Origin of the sequence: Nocardia wallacei, assembly GCF_029868745.1 — a bacterium.
GTDB classification, from domain to species: Bacteria; Actinomycetota; Actinomycetes; order Mycobacteriales; family Mycobacteriaceae; genus Nocardia; species Nocardia wallacei_B.
Genome location: NZ_JARWOP010000271.1, coordinates 1 through 12,744, shown reverse-complemented (window position 1 = coordinate 12,744; position 12,744 = coordinate 1). Strand labels below are relative to the sequence as shown.

The window sequence follows — 12,744 nt, the reverse complement described above, 5'->3', positions numbered from 1 at the left end:
CGGGATCAGACCGCCCCGGCGGCGAGGGCCGCGCGCCAGCCGCCGTATTCGCTGATGTCCTTGGCGGCGGCCGCCGCGGCGGCGTCGCAGCCGAACGCGGTGGTCCATCTGCCGTCGTCGAGTTCGACCGCGCCGAGCTGCATGGGAGCCGGTAGCCCGCTCAGGAAACGACCCAGTGCGGCGGGGGAGAGCAGCCAGCGTTCACCGGCCACGGACACGCCCGTCTCACCGTCGGCGCACCTGGTTACGGCCGGTTTCGGTGGCGTGGTGTCCAGGGCGCCCAGCCGGTAGGCGGGTGCGGTGCGGACGGCTCCGTCCCAGCGCGCGCCCAGTTCGGTGAGCTGGTGCTCGAGTGGTTGCCCACGCAGGTGGGCGCCGAACACGACGAGTTCGTGCACCGGCGCCACCCGCAGCGGCCATGCCGGATCGGGCAGCGGAGAGTCCTTGTCGCCGTTGCTGACCAGCGCCGCGATATCCAGCGCCACGGCGTCCTCGAAGGCGCGGCCGAAGACGGTGACGCCGAACTGTGCCTCGCCCGCCGTTCCGGCCGGCACCGCGACCGCGCACAGGTCGAACAGGTTGCAGAAGTTCGTGTAGGTGCCGACCCGCGAGTTCACCCCGATCGGGTCGGCCTCGACCTCGGCGATCGTCGGGTGGATCGGTGTCGTCGGGGCGAGCAGGGCGTCGGCGCCGCGCAGGCTGTCCAGTGCGCGCGCCCGCAGCCGCTGCAACTCGGCGAGATCGGAGACCAGCCGGTGGGCGGGAATATCCCGGGCGTTACCGATGATCGCGCCCACGGTCGGGTCCACCGCGTCGGGGTGCGCATCGACGAATTCCCCTACGGCCGAATATCTCTCGGCGACCAGCGCACCGTCGTAGAGCAGCCGCGCCGCGGCGAGGAACGGCTCCGGATCGACCGTCACGATCCGCACGCCGCGCTCCCGGAGGTCCGCGACGGTGCGGTCGAATGCCGCCTGCCACACGGGATCCAGCGCGTCGAGCGAATCGAACACCGCGACAACCGGTTTCGGCGGCGCGGCGAGCCGGACATCCGCCGGCCAGGCGCGGTCGGGCGCCCCGGCGGCCATGATTCCCATGGCCCGGTTCGCCGTCGCCGGATCGGCCGCGAAGATCGTCACGCAGTCGTAGGAACGGCAGGCGGGCACCACGCCCGCGGTATCGACCACGCCGACAGTCGGTTTGATCCCCACGATGCCGTGGAACGCGGCGGGTACCCGGCCGGAACCGGCGGTGTCGGTGCCGATGGCGATATCCGCCTCGCCGAGCGCCACGGCCGCCGCCGATCCCGAACTCGAACCGCCGGAGACGTACTCCGGCCGCAGCGCGTTGCGCACCGCCCCGTACGGCGAGCGCGTGCCGACGAGCCCGGTGGCGAACTGATCGAGGTTGGTCTTCCCGACCACGACCGCACCGGCCGCCCGCAGTGCCGCCACGGCCGCCGCGTCCCGCTCGGGCCGGTAGGCGAATTCGGGGCAGCCCGCGGTGGTCGGCATCCCGGCCACGTCCACGTTGTCCTTCACGGCCAGCCGCAATCCGCCCAGCGGACCTTGCGCCGCCGCGGTCTCGGCCGCGACTTCGGCTTCCGGCCGCCGATGAATCCACACAGTCATGGGCCAACTTTCGCGTCGGTCAATTCGCCCGCGGTCCGCCAGGAGTCGCGTTCGGCCCCGAATGCCTCGGCTTGGCGGCCGCGGAACTCGGCGATCGCGTCGGCGTTGTCGTCGAGAAAGCGCCGGTGCTCGGCCAGCCGGAATTCGCCCTCCTCGACCTGCAACTCACAGTGCCCGGCGGCGAAATCGGCACGGCGCTCCAGCAATTCGTCCGCCGAGACGGGATACCAGCGGATCCGGTCGAAGTACCGCAGCAACCACGGATCCTCGTCGCGGGATGGACCGGACCGGGCGGCGGCGAAGGACCGGTGGTTCCACACCTGTGTGGTCCGTCCGACGAACTGATATCCGCCCGGACCCTCCATGCCGTAGATACACAGGTACGCGCCGCCGATGCCGACCGCGTTCTCCGGGGTCCAAGTGCGGGCGGGATTGTATTTGGTGGTGACCAGGCGATGCCGCGGGTCGGTGGGCGTGGCGACGGGCGCGCCGAGGTACACGTCACCCAGTCCCAGCACGAGATATTCGGCCGCGAACACGGTGTCGTAGACGTCCCGCACGTCGGCGAGGCCGTTCATCCGGCGGATGAACTCGATATTCCACGGGCACCACGGCGCGTCGGCGCGCACGCCGTGCATGTACCGGGTGATGGCCTCCCGGGTGGCCGGATCGTCCCACGACAGCGGCAGGTGCACGGTGCGGCTGGGCACCACCAGGTCCTCGGCCGGCGGCAGCGCCGCTTCTGCCTCGGCCAGCAGCGCCAGCAGCGTCGCGGTCGGCAGCCGGTCCGGATCGATGCGCACCTGCAGCGACCGCACGCCCGGGGTGAGCTCCGTGATGCCCGGCTCGCGTCGCTCCAGCAGGTGCTGGTGCAGGGCGTGCACGCGGGCGCGCAGCCCGAGATCCAGTGTCATGTCACCGTATTCGACCAGGACGCCGTCGTCACCGGCGCGCCGGTAGGTGACCGAGGTGTCGTCGGATTCGCCCCGGGCCAGCACGCCGTCGTCGCCGTCGCCGCCGGTGGACAGGACGAACGGCCAGCCCGCGCGGCGGGCGGGGCCCAGCGCACTCGGTGCGGCGGCCCGGTCGGCGCGCACCGGGACGAAGCGCACCGTATCGCCCGGCGTGAGCTGTCCGAGCTTCCAGCGGTCGGCGGCCGTGACCGTGACGGGACAGACGAAGCCGCCCAGGCTCGGCCCGTCCGGTCCGAGCAGGATCGGGGTGTCGCCGGTGAAGTCCAGCGCGCCTACGGAATACGCGTTGTCGTGGATGTTCGAGGGGTGCAGTCCGGCCTCGCCGCCGTCGGTGCGCGCCCACTGCGGTTTCGGCCCGATCAGCCGTACCCCGGTGCGGTCGGAGTTGAAATGCACCTCGTAGTCGGTGGCGAGGATGGTGTCGAAGTCGTTGCGCGTGAAGAACTCCGGCGCGCCATGCGGTCCCTCGGTGACGGCGAGTTCCCAGCGGTGGGTGAGCACCGGCTGCTCGTCGGCGGGTATCGCGGTGGCGACCGGGCCGTGCGCACCGCCGAGCGCGAGGATGTCACCGGGCCGCAGGGCATTGCCGGTGTCGCCACCGAAGTGACCGAGTGTGAAAGTGGCCGCGCTGCCCAGGTATTCGGGCACGGCCAGCCCGCCCGCGATCAGGATGTAGCACCGCATGCCGGGGCCCGGCATCGCGCCTACGTCCAGCACGCCACCAGCCGGGACGTCGACGGTCCGCCATTGCGGGACGCGCACTCCGTCGACGGTCACGATCACCGGCGCGCCCGTCACGCACAGCCGCGTCGGCTCGGCGAATCGCAGCGCCGGACCTGCCAGTGTGCACTCGAGTCCGGGCGCGCCTTCGGGATTGCCGACGGCCCGGTTGCCGAGCCGGAACGACAGATCGTCCATCGGTCCCGACGGCGGCACGCCGACGTGCCAGTATCCGATCCGGCCCGGCCAGTCCTGGACGGTCGTCAGCATTCCGGGCCGGATCACCTCCAGGGACGGACCGTCGTGCCCGGATGTCTCGTCGACCGAAGGCGCAGAACGGCTTTCGGCTGCCGGACGATCGGTGATCGCGCTGTTCATCGCGTCACCACCATGCGCACCGGCGTCGGGTCGAAACCATTGCACGGGTTGTTGATCTGCGGACAGTTCGACACCAATACCAGCGTGTCGATCTCGGCCCGGAGCGTGACCTTCTTTCCCGGCGCCGACAGCCCGTCCACGATGCCCAGGGTGCCGTCGGCCTCCACCGGGACGTTCATGAACCAGTTGATGTTCGACACCAGATCGCGTTTACCCAGCCCCCATTTCAGCGCCTCGGTGAGGAAATTCTCGACACAGGCGTGCTGGTGGCGGGTGTGGTGGCCGTAGCGCAGCGTGTTCGACTCCTGCGAGCACGCGCCCGCGACGGTGTCGTGGTTGCCGACCTCGTCGGCGACCACCGTCATCAACGCCGTGCCCGAGTCGGTGCGCAGCACGCTGCCGGTGGTCAGGAAGATATTGCGCTGGGCGGCGACGGTGGCCTGCGCGCTGTAGCGGTCGGCGTGGTCGGCGGCCGAGTACAGCAGGCAGTCCACGGCCTGATTGCCGTGCAGGTCGATGATCTCCAGCTGGTCACCGGCCCGCACCACCGCCGACCAGGGTGCGCGGGCGGGAACGGTTTGATCCAGCACGACTGTGCGGGCGAGCGTGGTCACAGTGCCTCCAGGGTGCGTGCGGCGTGCCAGGCATGTTCGGTGTTCTCGACGGCGCGCAGGTATTCCGGCTCCGAATTATGCTGCTGGGCAAGGTCTTCGGGGGCATGCCAGGCGACGATGTCGAGATCGGTCGGCGGTGTGCTGTCCAACGGGTGCGCGGCATCGGCGACCAGCAGCGTGACCGGAAGGTGAACCAGCAGGTCCACGGCGGCCCCCGCGCCCGACCCACCCGAGGACACCAGGCCACCCGCGGAGTCGACCCGGACACCCCGGAAGAACGAGACGGTCGGGCCGATATCCCGTGGCGTCAGGCCGTGTTTGGCGCCGGCCAGCCGCAGTGCCTGTCGCGCCGCGTCGCTCGGGCCGCACAGTGTGTCGTGATGTCCGGAGGAGTCGGCGACGACGGTGGCCAGCACCCGTCCCTGATCCGACAGCAGCGGATGACCCGCGCCCAGATAGGCCTGCCACGGGACCTTCACGGTATCGGCGACATTGAGCCGCTCCCATGGCGATTCGGCGCGCAACAGCAGCAGGTGCGCACACGCCGCCCCACCCGGGTCGCCGAGCCGGACCCGCGTCCCACGCCCCAGCACCACATTCGCGTATCCACCGGCCGGTACCCGCTGCGCGAAGGTGATTCGGTCTGCCGAAACATCCTGCGGCAGTGCGGGTCCATCGACCGCGGCGGCCGCCGCTTGCGCGCGGGCATGCTCCCGCGCCCCGGTCGTCGATGCCGTAGTGGTCATGCTCGGCTCCTTTCTCGGAGAATGTGTCAGTCGTTCCAGGGTTCAGGCGGGCTGGACGGCCGGAACGGCGCGGCGGGCCGGAGCCGCGACGACCACGTAGTGCACGACCGCACCCACAGCGATCGCGGCGGCGACGAAAAGCGGTGCGGCCCAGAGCATCCACCACCCGCCGCCCTCCGGGGTGTAGACCTCGGCGCGTGGCCAGGCCAGGTTCACCACCATGGCGACGCCCCAGACGACCGCGACCACGTTCACCGGAATTCCGAAGCGGCCCAGGGTGAACAGGCCCTCCGGCGCCGAGGCGCTGTCGGTCCACCCCGTCACCCGGCGCACCAGCAGCGGCACCGTCACCAGGAGATAGGCCAGGTAGAGCGTGACGATGCAGACGCTGGCCAGCGTCGCGAAGATCGCCGGATTGCCGAGATTGACCACCAGCAGCGCGATTCCGAGCGCGCCGATCAGGACCGACGGCAGCACCGGGGTGCCGAACCGGGGATGCACCGCGGCCAGCCGCCGCGCGAACGGCAGCTTCCCGTCCCGCGCCATGGAGAACATCAACCGCGAGCCCGCGGTCTGAATCGCCAGCGTGCACACCGTGATCGCCACCGCCACGCAGGCCAGCAGCACCTTGCCCGCCGGGGTGGCCAGCTTCGCCGAGATCACGTAGGCCAGCCCGTCGCTCGCCAAGGCCCCGTCGTTCAGGCTCGGCGCGGCCATCAGCGCGCCGAGCAGCATCAGCCCGCCGCCGAGCGCGGACACGGCCAGCGCGGTGAGGATGGTGCGCGGAGCCACCCGGCGCGGGTTCTTGGTCTCCTCGGAAAGCTCACCGGCGGAATCGAATCCGACCATCACGTACGCGGCCATCAACCCCGACACCAGGAACGCCGCCCAGTACGGGCCCGGCGCCGCCGTCGCATTGTCGAACACGACGTTCGGACCGCGCTCGGCGTGCGAGAAGAACAGCGCGATCGTCGCCAGCACGCCGACGATCTCGACGGTGACGCCGATGGTGTTCAACCGTGCCATCAGCTCGATGCCGACCACGTTCACCACGGTGGTCAGCACCAGCAGCACGCTGCCCAGCAGCACCGCGTTCATCGCTCCGGACCGGGAGGTCAGCGCGGTATCGGTGCCGATGATCTGGAAGCCGCTCCAGATCGAGGGCAGCACCACCTGCAGGGCGATCGCGGCCGCGGCGGCGGTGACGATCTGGGCGATGATCATCATCCAGCCGGCGAACCAGCCCACCACCTCACCGGCGAGCCGCCGCGACCACTGATAGATGCAGCCGGAGATGGGGTAGCGGGCCGCCAGCTCGGCGAAGTTCAGCGCGACCAGGAATTGCCCGGCGAAGACGATCGGCCAGGTCCAGAAGAACGCCCCGCCACCGAACCCGTAGCCGAAGCCGAAGAACTGGAAGATGGTGGTGAGGATGGAGACGAAGGAGAACCCGGCCGCGAACGAGGCGTAGCGGCCGAGCTTGCGGTGCAGAACGGGCTGGTAGCCGAACCTTTCGAGGTCGGCACTGTCGGACTGGACGGCGGGGGCGAGCGTGGTGGCCATGGGCGGGAGTCCTTAGGCGTCGTGGCCAATATCTATCGAGTGAAAGTTTTCCAATCCGGGCCGCCGCGGTGGTGACGCCGATGTATCGGTCCCGCCCCTTCGGGTAACTTCTGCGTTGCCCGCGTTTCTGTCGGATGACAGAAATCTCACGAGTGCCGACGTGCGCACGGTCGGGCGGCGCCGATAGGCCAGAATGAAGAGGTGACGCAACTCGGACCCGGCCGCCCGCGTCTCGAACCGCGGCGGCGCCAAGGGCACACGCCGCGCGCCGAGATCCTCGACGCGGCCGCGGAGCTGTTCACTACCAAGGGATATGCCAGCACCTCGACCCGCGGCATTGCCGATGCGGTGGGTATCCGGCAGGCCTCCCTGTATCACCACTTCTCCGCCAAGGATGACATCCTCGACGCCCTCCTCGACGAAACCGTCACCGGCCCATTGGCTTTGGCGACTCGGCTGCGCGGAGAGGCTGATCCGGCGCCGGTGCGGCTGTACGCGCTGGCCTGGTTCGACGTGCGCCAATTGTGCTCCGCGCGTTGGAATCTCGGTGCGTTGTATCTATTGCCGGAGCTGCGGTCCGAGCGGTTCGAGGCGTTCCGGCTGCGGCGCGAGGAGTTGCGCGGCCACTACGAACAGCTGGCCGGCGAGGTGCAGGACGAGACCGGCGCGTCGCCCGTAGCGGGGGTGCGGGTGCTGCCCTTCCGGCTGGTGGAGAGCGCGATCAATATTCGCTCCGACGAAGGGTCCGCGCCCGGGTACGCGGAGCGCCTGATTCCCGAGGCCGCGCTGCACCTGCTCGGCTGGTCGGGGGATCAGGAAGCCGTGCGGTCCGCCGCCGAGCGACTGCTGGAGCGTGTCGCGGCCGCCTGAGCAGGCAGGCGAATTTTGGGCAAACCGCTCGTAGACTGTGTGGGACCCGAGGTTCTTTCACGGCGTTCCCACTCGACGGCGGGAGTTGCGCATGACGGACGTGGAGCTAGCTTCGCCCCTGCACCAGGACCCTCGGCGCGTTCGCGCGCTCGCGGTGGTGGCGCTGGGCCTGGCCATGGTGAGCCTCGACGGCACCGCGGTCGGCGTCTCGCTACCGGCGATCATCCGGGATCTGGGCCTGAGCTTCACCCAGGCCCAGTGGGTGACCGCCGTCTACGCGCTGGTGTTCGCCGCGCTGCTGGTCACCGCCTGGCGCGTGGGTGATCGGTTCGGCCGCCGCCGCGTCTTCGCCGCGGGTGTGGTGGTGTTCGTCGCCGGTAGCCTGCTCGCCGCCGCGGCGGACGACGCGTCGACGCTGATCTGGGGTCGTCTCGTGCAGGGCATCGGCGGGGCGGCGGTGCTGGCGGGCGCGCTGGCGACGGCGCGGGCGGTGATTCGCGAGCGTGATCGGGTCCTGGCGTTCGCCGCGTGGGGCGTGGTCGTGTCCGCGGTGGCCGTCGTCGGTCCCGTGCTCGGCGGCTGGCTCAGCACCAGCTTCACCTGGCCGTGGATATTTCTGGTGAACGTGCCCCTCGGCGTGGTGGTGCTCGCGGGGCTTGCGCTGTTCGTGCCGGAGAGCAAGGCGCGCGGCCCGGTGCCCGGACCGGATATCGACGGCCTGCTGCTCAGCGCGGCCGGTTTCGCGCTCGTGGTGTTCGCGCTGATCGAGGGGCAGACCTACGGCTGGTGGAAACCGCTGCGGGAGTTCGGCTTCTTCGGACTGACCTGGTCGACTCGCGCGGCGAGTTCACCGATTCCGCTTCTGCTGCTGCTCGGGGTGGTGCTCTTGGCGCTGTTCGTGCTGTGGGAGCGGCATCGAACGCAGGGGGAACGTGCTGCGCTGTGCGATCTTTCGTGGTTCACCGCGCGGGATTTCCGATGGGGGAGCCTGGTCGTGCTGGCCGTGACCCTGAGCGAGTTCGGTCTGCTGTTCGTGCTGCCGCTGTATCTGGTGAACGTGCTCGACCTGACCACGCTCGGCAGCGGTTGTGTGCTCGCCGCGATGGCGCTGGGCGCACTGCTGGCCGGTGGCGTCGTCGCGTCGCGGGCGCGGCTGTTCGCGCCGGTGTGGATGGTGCGGGCCGGACTGGCCATCCAAGCCGTGGCCGTGGCGGTGACCGCGCTGTGCGTGTCGCCGGACGTGTCGCCGTGGCTGCTCGGGGCGCTGCTGGCCTGCTACGGAATCGGCTTGGGAGCGGTCGCCGCGCAGCTCACCGGGGCCCTGCTCGGTGACGGGCGGTCCGTGGACACCGGGCCGTGGGCCGCCTGGCTGACGGTGCGGCAGGTCGGTTTCGCGCTCGGTGCCGCCGTGCTCGGCGGGGTGCTGGCGGTGTCGCTGTCGCGCATAGTGCCCGATCGCCTCTCGGACGTGCCGGGACTGCCGGACCGGGCCGTCGACGAGGTGGCCGTGGCGACGCGGGAATCGGCCGGTGGGGCCGTCACGGTGCTGCGCGAGCACGACGGCACCCAGGTGGTCGTGGACGCCCTCGCTCGCGGATTCGCCGACGCCACCCGCGTCACCCTGCTCGTCGCAGCACTGGTGCTGGTACTCGGCTTCCTTGCCTCCAGCCGAATCCCGTTGCGCGACGGGCGCACTGGGCCAACCGATTTCGGCCCGATCACCAGTCGATGAGGCCCAGCTCGTGCAAACGCCGGAACACCAGCATCGACCCCGGCGCGACGTGCGGCATGGCGGCGTATTCGCCGCCGGTGAAATAGCGGATCTCGGCGACCTCGCTGGTCGGCTGCGGCTCGCCGGTCAAATCGGCGGTGAAGCACGTCATGTGCAGTGCGGTGCCGGGCGCGTGCCCGTACGCCTCGCATTCGAACACACCCAGTTCGCGGTAGGCCGCCACCGCGACGCCGAGTTCCTCGCGCACCTCGCGATGCAGCGCTTGCACCGGCGTCTCGCCGGGATCGATCTTCCCGCCCGCCATATAGAAGACGTCCTTACCGGTCGACCGCGCCTGCAGCAGCCGCCGCTCCCGGACGTGCGCCACCGCCGCCGTCCGGATCATGCGCCCTGCCTCACCACGAATCTCCGCCTCACCACGAATTCCCGCCTCACCACGAACTGTTCTCCTCGTCGTCCGGAATGCGTTGCCGGGATCACCGGGCCGGCGGCGCGAGCTTCCAGTGCTCGTGCAGCGACTCCGCGATCTCCGGCAGCACGGTCACCGGAATCCGCTTGTGCCGCAACACCTTCCGAATCTCGGCCACCTGCTCCCGCTTGCGGTGCTCATAGGCGTTGGACACCGGGCGCACCACCGGCGGAATGCTCAGCAGCACCAGTTCGCTGTGCGGTTCGTCGCCACCGGTCAGATCCAGCGCCAGCGACCAGCGGGCCCGCTCGTCGAGCGTGAACCGCCCCGCGACCACCCGCTCCCAGTCGATGCTGGCTTCGTGCAGCGGCGTCCGCAGATAGATGGCCTGGTCGGCCAGTACCACGGCATCGCGCCCGAACAGCCGCACCAGCAGCGCGATCGCCACCACCGCCCCGGCCGCCAGCCCGGTGAAAACCCGATTCACCCCGAACATCCCGACCACTCCCGCGCAGATCAACACCGTGGTCAGCACGCCCAGCACGCTGTACACGAGCGCCCGCCGCCCCGGCACCACCCCGGCCCGCACCGCTGTCATCGACCCTCCTAGCTACGCGAGCCACCGTACCGGCCGGGTGCTGGGCCGGGGTAGCGATCAGGACCGCAGGGCGACCGCGGCTTCCGCCGTGTACACCAGGAACGTCATGCTCTGTTGGAAATACAGCTCCACCGCGTCGGCGTCGTGGGACTGGTAGCCGATCGAGACGTCCTGGCCGAGTTGCAGGTCGAAATCGCCGCCTCGGGTGGTGAGCACGAACGCGCCGTCGATGGCCGGGGCCCAGATGATCTCACCCTCCGGGATGAGGCGCTCGATGTGCGTGCGGATCGGGTGGCCGTGGTCGGAAGTCTCACTGACCTGGGTGTACAGGTCGGCGCACAGCAGCACCGAGTACGGGCCGTCGACACCGGCCAGCCGCAGCTCGCTCAGCGCCTGCGCGATGGCCTCCGGTACCAGCCGCGGATCCGCGGGCAGCGCGACCGGCTCGTTGGACGCCGCGGCCCGGATGCCGGTGATGTTCGCCGCCGGGTAGCCCTCGAAAATGGCCCGGTCCTCGGCGAAGGCGATCTTGCGGGCCGCGTCCTTGACCGCGTCCAGATCGGTGTCCTGGGCGCCGCGCTCGACATTGTCGAGTTCCTCGCGCAGCAGCGTGAACGGCACCCGCAACTCGACCAGCGGAGCCACCAGCCGCTGCCGGGCCAGCACGCCCTCGTCCGGGGCGGTGATGGTGGTCGTGCGGCCCAGCCCGACCGCGGAGTAGTCGGTGCCGTGCGGTCCCGACAGATCCACCACCCGCCGGCCGGCGATATGGCGCTTGAACGTGCGCGTCGCTTCCTCCTCGATCGCCGACCAGGCCGCGGCGGTGATCGGCGCGAGTTCGCGGTGCAGGTTGTTCATGCCTTACTCCTTTTCAACGTGCCGATACCGAGAGAGCCGGCCCCCGGGGGCGCGGCACCGGACAGCTCGAGGTCGTCGTCGGCCACCGCGACCCGCTCCTGCGGCGGGTCCGGCGGATCCTCCAAGAATTCGGTCGTCGGGGTGAAGAACAGGGTGCCGGTGACCGCTGTGGAGAAATCGAGAATGCGGTCGTAGGCCGCCTCGTCGCTCCCGAGGAACATGCGCTCCAGCATGCGCTCGGTGACGCTCGGCGTGGCGGCGTAGGCGATGTAGTAGGTGCCGAACTCGCCCGCCCGGACACTGCCGAACGGCATATTGGCACGCAGAATCTGGCGCTGCGTGCCGTCCTCGTCGTACACGGTATTGACCGCCACGTGCGAATTCAGCGGTTTCTCCGCGTCCGACAGTTCGATATCGCGCTGCTTGGTGCGGCCGATGACGAGTTCCTGCTCCTCCACCGACAGCGCGTTCCACGCCTCCAGATCGTGGGTGTACTTCTGCACGATCACATAACTGCCACCGGCGAAATCCGGATCCTCCGCGCCCACCAGCGCCGTCGCCTCCGCCGCGCGGCCCTCCGGATTCTCGGTGCCGTCGACGAAACCGAGCAGATCGCGCTGCTCGAAATAGCGGAAGCCGACCGTCTCGTCGACGATGGTCGCCACGCCGCGCAGCCGGTCGCCGATCACCATCGCCAGCTCGAAACAGGCGTCCATGGATTCGGCGCGGAGGTGGAAGAGTAGATCGCCGGGCGTGGCCGGAGCCGCGTGGTACGTGCCGCGGTAGCCCGGAAACTCGTGCAGCTCAGCCGGTCTCGGGCCGGAATAGAGGCGGTCCCAGGCCGCGGAACCGATGCCGGCGCAGCAGCTCAGCTCGCCCCCGGGAACCCGGAAACCGACCGACCGCCGCAGCCCGGACAGGTCGGCGAGCAGATCGCGAACCGCCGGCTCGCCTCCCTCATCGATGGTGGCGACGAGGAAGATCGCGGCCCGTGTGAGCGGATCGAGAATCGGCTGCGGCTCACCCATGATCGACAGATTACGGGGTTCCGCCGAACGGCGGCCGGGTGGGATCCGCGGCTACCGTCGGCGCGTCACATGGCGACGGTCAGCAGGAACACCACGTCGTCGATGGCCTTCACACTGTGCCGGGCGCCCGGGAGCACCAGCAGATCGCCCGGCGAACCCTTCCACTCGTTGGCGCCGCTGAGCACGGTCAGCGTGCCGGTGAGTACCTGGATCGTCGCCTCCCCGGGCGTGTCGTGCTCGGCCAGGCTGTGCCCGGCGGTCAAGGCGATCACGGTCTGCCGGAGGCTGTGGGCGTGGCCGCCGTACAGCGTCTGCGAACTGCGTCCACTCGAGGCGGTCGCGGCCAGCTTCAGTTGCTGCCGGGCCACCGCCGTCAGCGATTTCTTGTCCATTTGCCCCGCTGGAATATTGGCCGGGGGGGGGGCCCGGGGGGGGGGGGCCCCCCGGGGGGGGGGGGGGGGGGGGGGGTGGGGGGGGGGGGGGGGGGGGGGGGGGGGGGGGGGGGGGGGGGGGGCGGGGGGGGGGGGGGGGGGGGGGGGGGGCCGGTGGGGGTGGGTTTTTTCCGTTCCGCGGGGGGGGGGGGGGGGGGGGCACCCGACGCCGGATGGGGTGGTGTTGTGGAC

Annotated in this window: 12 protein-coding genes; 2 read left to right on the top strand and 10 right to left on the bottom strand. The window is 70.4% G+C overall.

The window, feature by feature from the left end:
- Positions 1-5: 5 nt before the first annotated feature.
- Genes atzF through QH470_RS24235 form a run of 5 tightly spaced genes read right to left on the bottom strand, consistent with a single transcriptional unit; the run spans position 6 to position 6,626 of the window.
- Positions 6-1,631, bottom strand: a complete 1,626-nt coding sequence (gene atzF / locus QH470_RS24255) for an allophanate hydrolase (protein WP_280274636.1) — start codon at positions 1,629-1,631, stop codon at positions 6-8.
- A complete protein-coding gene (locus QH470_RS24250; protein ID WP_280274635.1) occupies positions 1,628-3,703 on the bottom strand; it encodes a 5-oxoprolinase/urea amidolyase family protein in 2,076 nt (691 codons plus the stop codon). The genes atzF and QH470_RS24250 overlap by 4 nt, the downstream gene beginning before the upstream one ends.
- Complete coding sequence (locus tag QH470_RS24245) at positions 3,700-4,317, bottom strand: urea amidolyase associated protein UAAP2 (protein ID WP_280274634.1); 618 nt, start codon at positions 4,315-4,317, stop codon at positions 3,700-3,702. The genes QH470_RS24250 and QH470_RS24245 overlap by 4 nt, the downstream gene beginning before the upstream one ends.
- The gene (locus QH470_RS24240) at positions 4,314-5,063 is read right to left on the bottom strand and encodes a DUF1989 domain-containing protein (protein WP_280274633.1); all 750 of its coding nucleotides are present in this window, start codon (positions 5,061-5,063) and stop codon (positions 4,314-4,316) included. Before QH470_RS24240 ends, QH470_RS24245 begins: the two co-directional genes overlap by 4 nt.
- A gap of 42 nt (positions 5,064-5,105) precedes the next feature.
- Complete coding sequence (locus QH470_RS24235; protein ID WP_280274632.1) at positions 5,106-6,626, bottom strand: amino acid permease; 1,521 nt, start codon at positions 6,624-6,626, stop codon at positions 5,106-5,108.
- A 201-nt stretch (positions 6,627-6,827) separates the two neighbouring features.
- On the opposite strand from QH470_RS24235, the gene QH470_RS24230 reads away from it, so the two are divergent.
- Positions 6,828-7,496 carry a TetR/AcrR family transcriptional regulator gene (locus QH470_RS24230; protein ID WP_280274631.1) on the top strand — a complete coding sequence of 223 codons (669 nt, stop codon included), beginning with the start codon at positions 6,828-6,830 and terminating at the stop codon, positions 7,494-7,496.
- Positions 7,497-7,587: 91 nt separating this feature from the next.
- The gene (locus tag QH470_RS24225) at positions 7,588-9,228 is read left to right on the top strand and encodes an MFS transporter (protein WP_280274630.1); all 1,641 of its coding nucleotides are present in this window, start codon (positions 7,588-7,590) and stop codon (positions 9,226-9,228) included.
- On the opposite strand, the gene QH470_RS24220 is transcribed toward QH470_RS24225, so the two are convergent.
- The 5 genes from QH470_RS24220 to QH470_RS24200 form a co-directional block, all read right to left on the bottom strand.
- Positions 9,215-9,613, bottom strand: coding sequence for an NUDIX hydrolase (locus QH470_RS24220; protein ID WP_280274629.1), 399 nt, complete (start codon positions 9,611-9,613; stop codon positions 9,215-9,217). The genes QH470_RS24225 and QH470_RS24220 overlap by 14 nt on opposite strands.
- A gap of 91 nt (positions 9,614-9,704) precedes the next feature.
- Positions 9,705-10,235 (bottom strand): hypothetical protein, encoded by a 531-nt coding sequence (locus QH470_RS24215; protein WP_280274628.1) that lies wholly within the window; start codon positions 10,233-10,235, stop codon positions 9,705-9,707.
- Between the two features lie 57 nt (positions 10,236-10,292).
- Positions 10,293-11,093, bottom strand: coding sequence for a family 1 encapsulin nanocompartment shell protein (locus QH470_RS24210; protein ID WP_280274627.1), 801 nt, complete (start codon positions 11,091-11,093; stop codon positions 10,293-10,295).
- Positions 11,090-12,121, bottom strand: coding sequence for a Dyp-type peroxidase (locus QH470_RS24205; protein ID WP_280274626.1), 1,032 nt, complete (start codon positions 12,119-12,121; stop codon positions 11,090-11,092). Before QH470_RS24205 ends, QH470_RS24210 begins: the two co-directional genes overlap by 4 nt.
- Before the next feature lie 65 nt (positions 12,122-12,186).
- Positions 12,187-12,513, bottom strand: coding sequence for a cupin domain-containing protein (locus QH470_RS24200; RefSeq protein ID WP_280274625.1), 327 nt, complete (start codon positions 12,511-12,513; stop codon positions 12,187-12,189).
- Positions 12,514-12,744 lie beyond the last annotated feature (231 nt).

What these genes read in the sequence shown, in the direction of transcription:
- QH470_RS24235 (WP_280274632.1), bottom strand. Translation starts at nt 6,626, where the DNA reads ATGGCCACCACGCTCGCCCCCGCCGTCCAGTCCGACAGTGCCGACCTC.
- atzF (WP_280274636.1), bottom strand. Translation starts at nt 1,631, where the DNA reads ATGACTGTGTGGATTCATCGGCGGCCGGAAGCCGAAGTCGCGGCCGAG.
- QH470_RS24225 (WP_280274630.1), top strand. Translation starts at nt 7,588, where the DNA reads ATGACGGACGTGGAGCTAGCTTCGCCCCTGCACCAGGACCCTCGGCGC.
- QH470_RS24220 (WP_280274629.1), bottom strand. Translation starts at nt 9,613, where the DNA reads ATGATCCGGACGGCGGCGGTGGCGCACGTCCGGGAGCGGCGGCTGCTG.
- QH470_RS24210 (WP_280274627.1), bottom strand. Translation starts at nt 11,093, where the DNA reads ATGAACAACCTGCACCGCGAACTCGCGCCGATCACCGCCGCGGCCTGG.
- QH470_RS24250 (WP_280274635.1), bottom strand. Translation starts at nt 3,703, where the DNA reads ATGAACAGCGCGATCACCGATCGTCCGGCAGCCGAAAGCCGTTCTGCG.
- QH470_RS24200 (WP_280274625.1), bottom strand. Translation starts at nt 12,513, where the DNA reads ATGGACAAGAAATCGCTGACGGCGGTGGCCCGGCAGCAACTGAAGCTG.
- QH470_RS24215 (WP_280274628.1), bottom strand. Translation starts at nt 10,235, where the DNA reads ATGACAGCGGTGCGGGCCGGGGTGGTGCCGGGGCGGCGGGCGCTCGTG.
- QH470_RS24240 (WP_280274633.1), bottom strand. Translation starts at nt 5,063, where the DNA reads ATGACCACTACGGCATCGACGACCGGGGCGCGGGAGCATGCCCGCGCG.
- QH470_RS24205 (WP_280274626.1), bottom strand. Translation starts at nt 12,121, where the DNA reads ATGGGTGAGCCGCAGCCGATTCTCGATCCGCTCACACGGGCCGCGATC.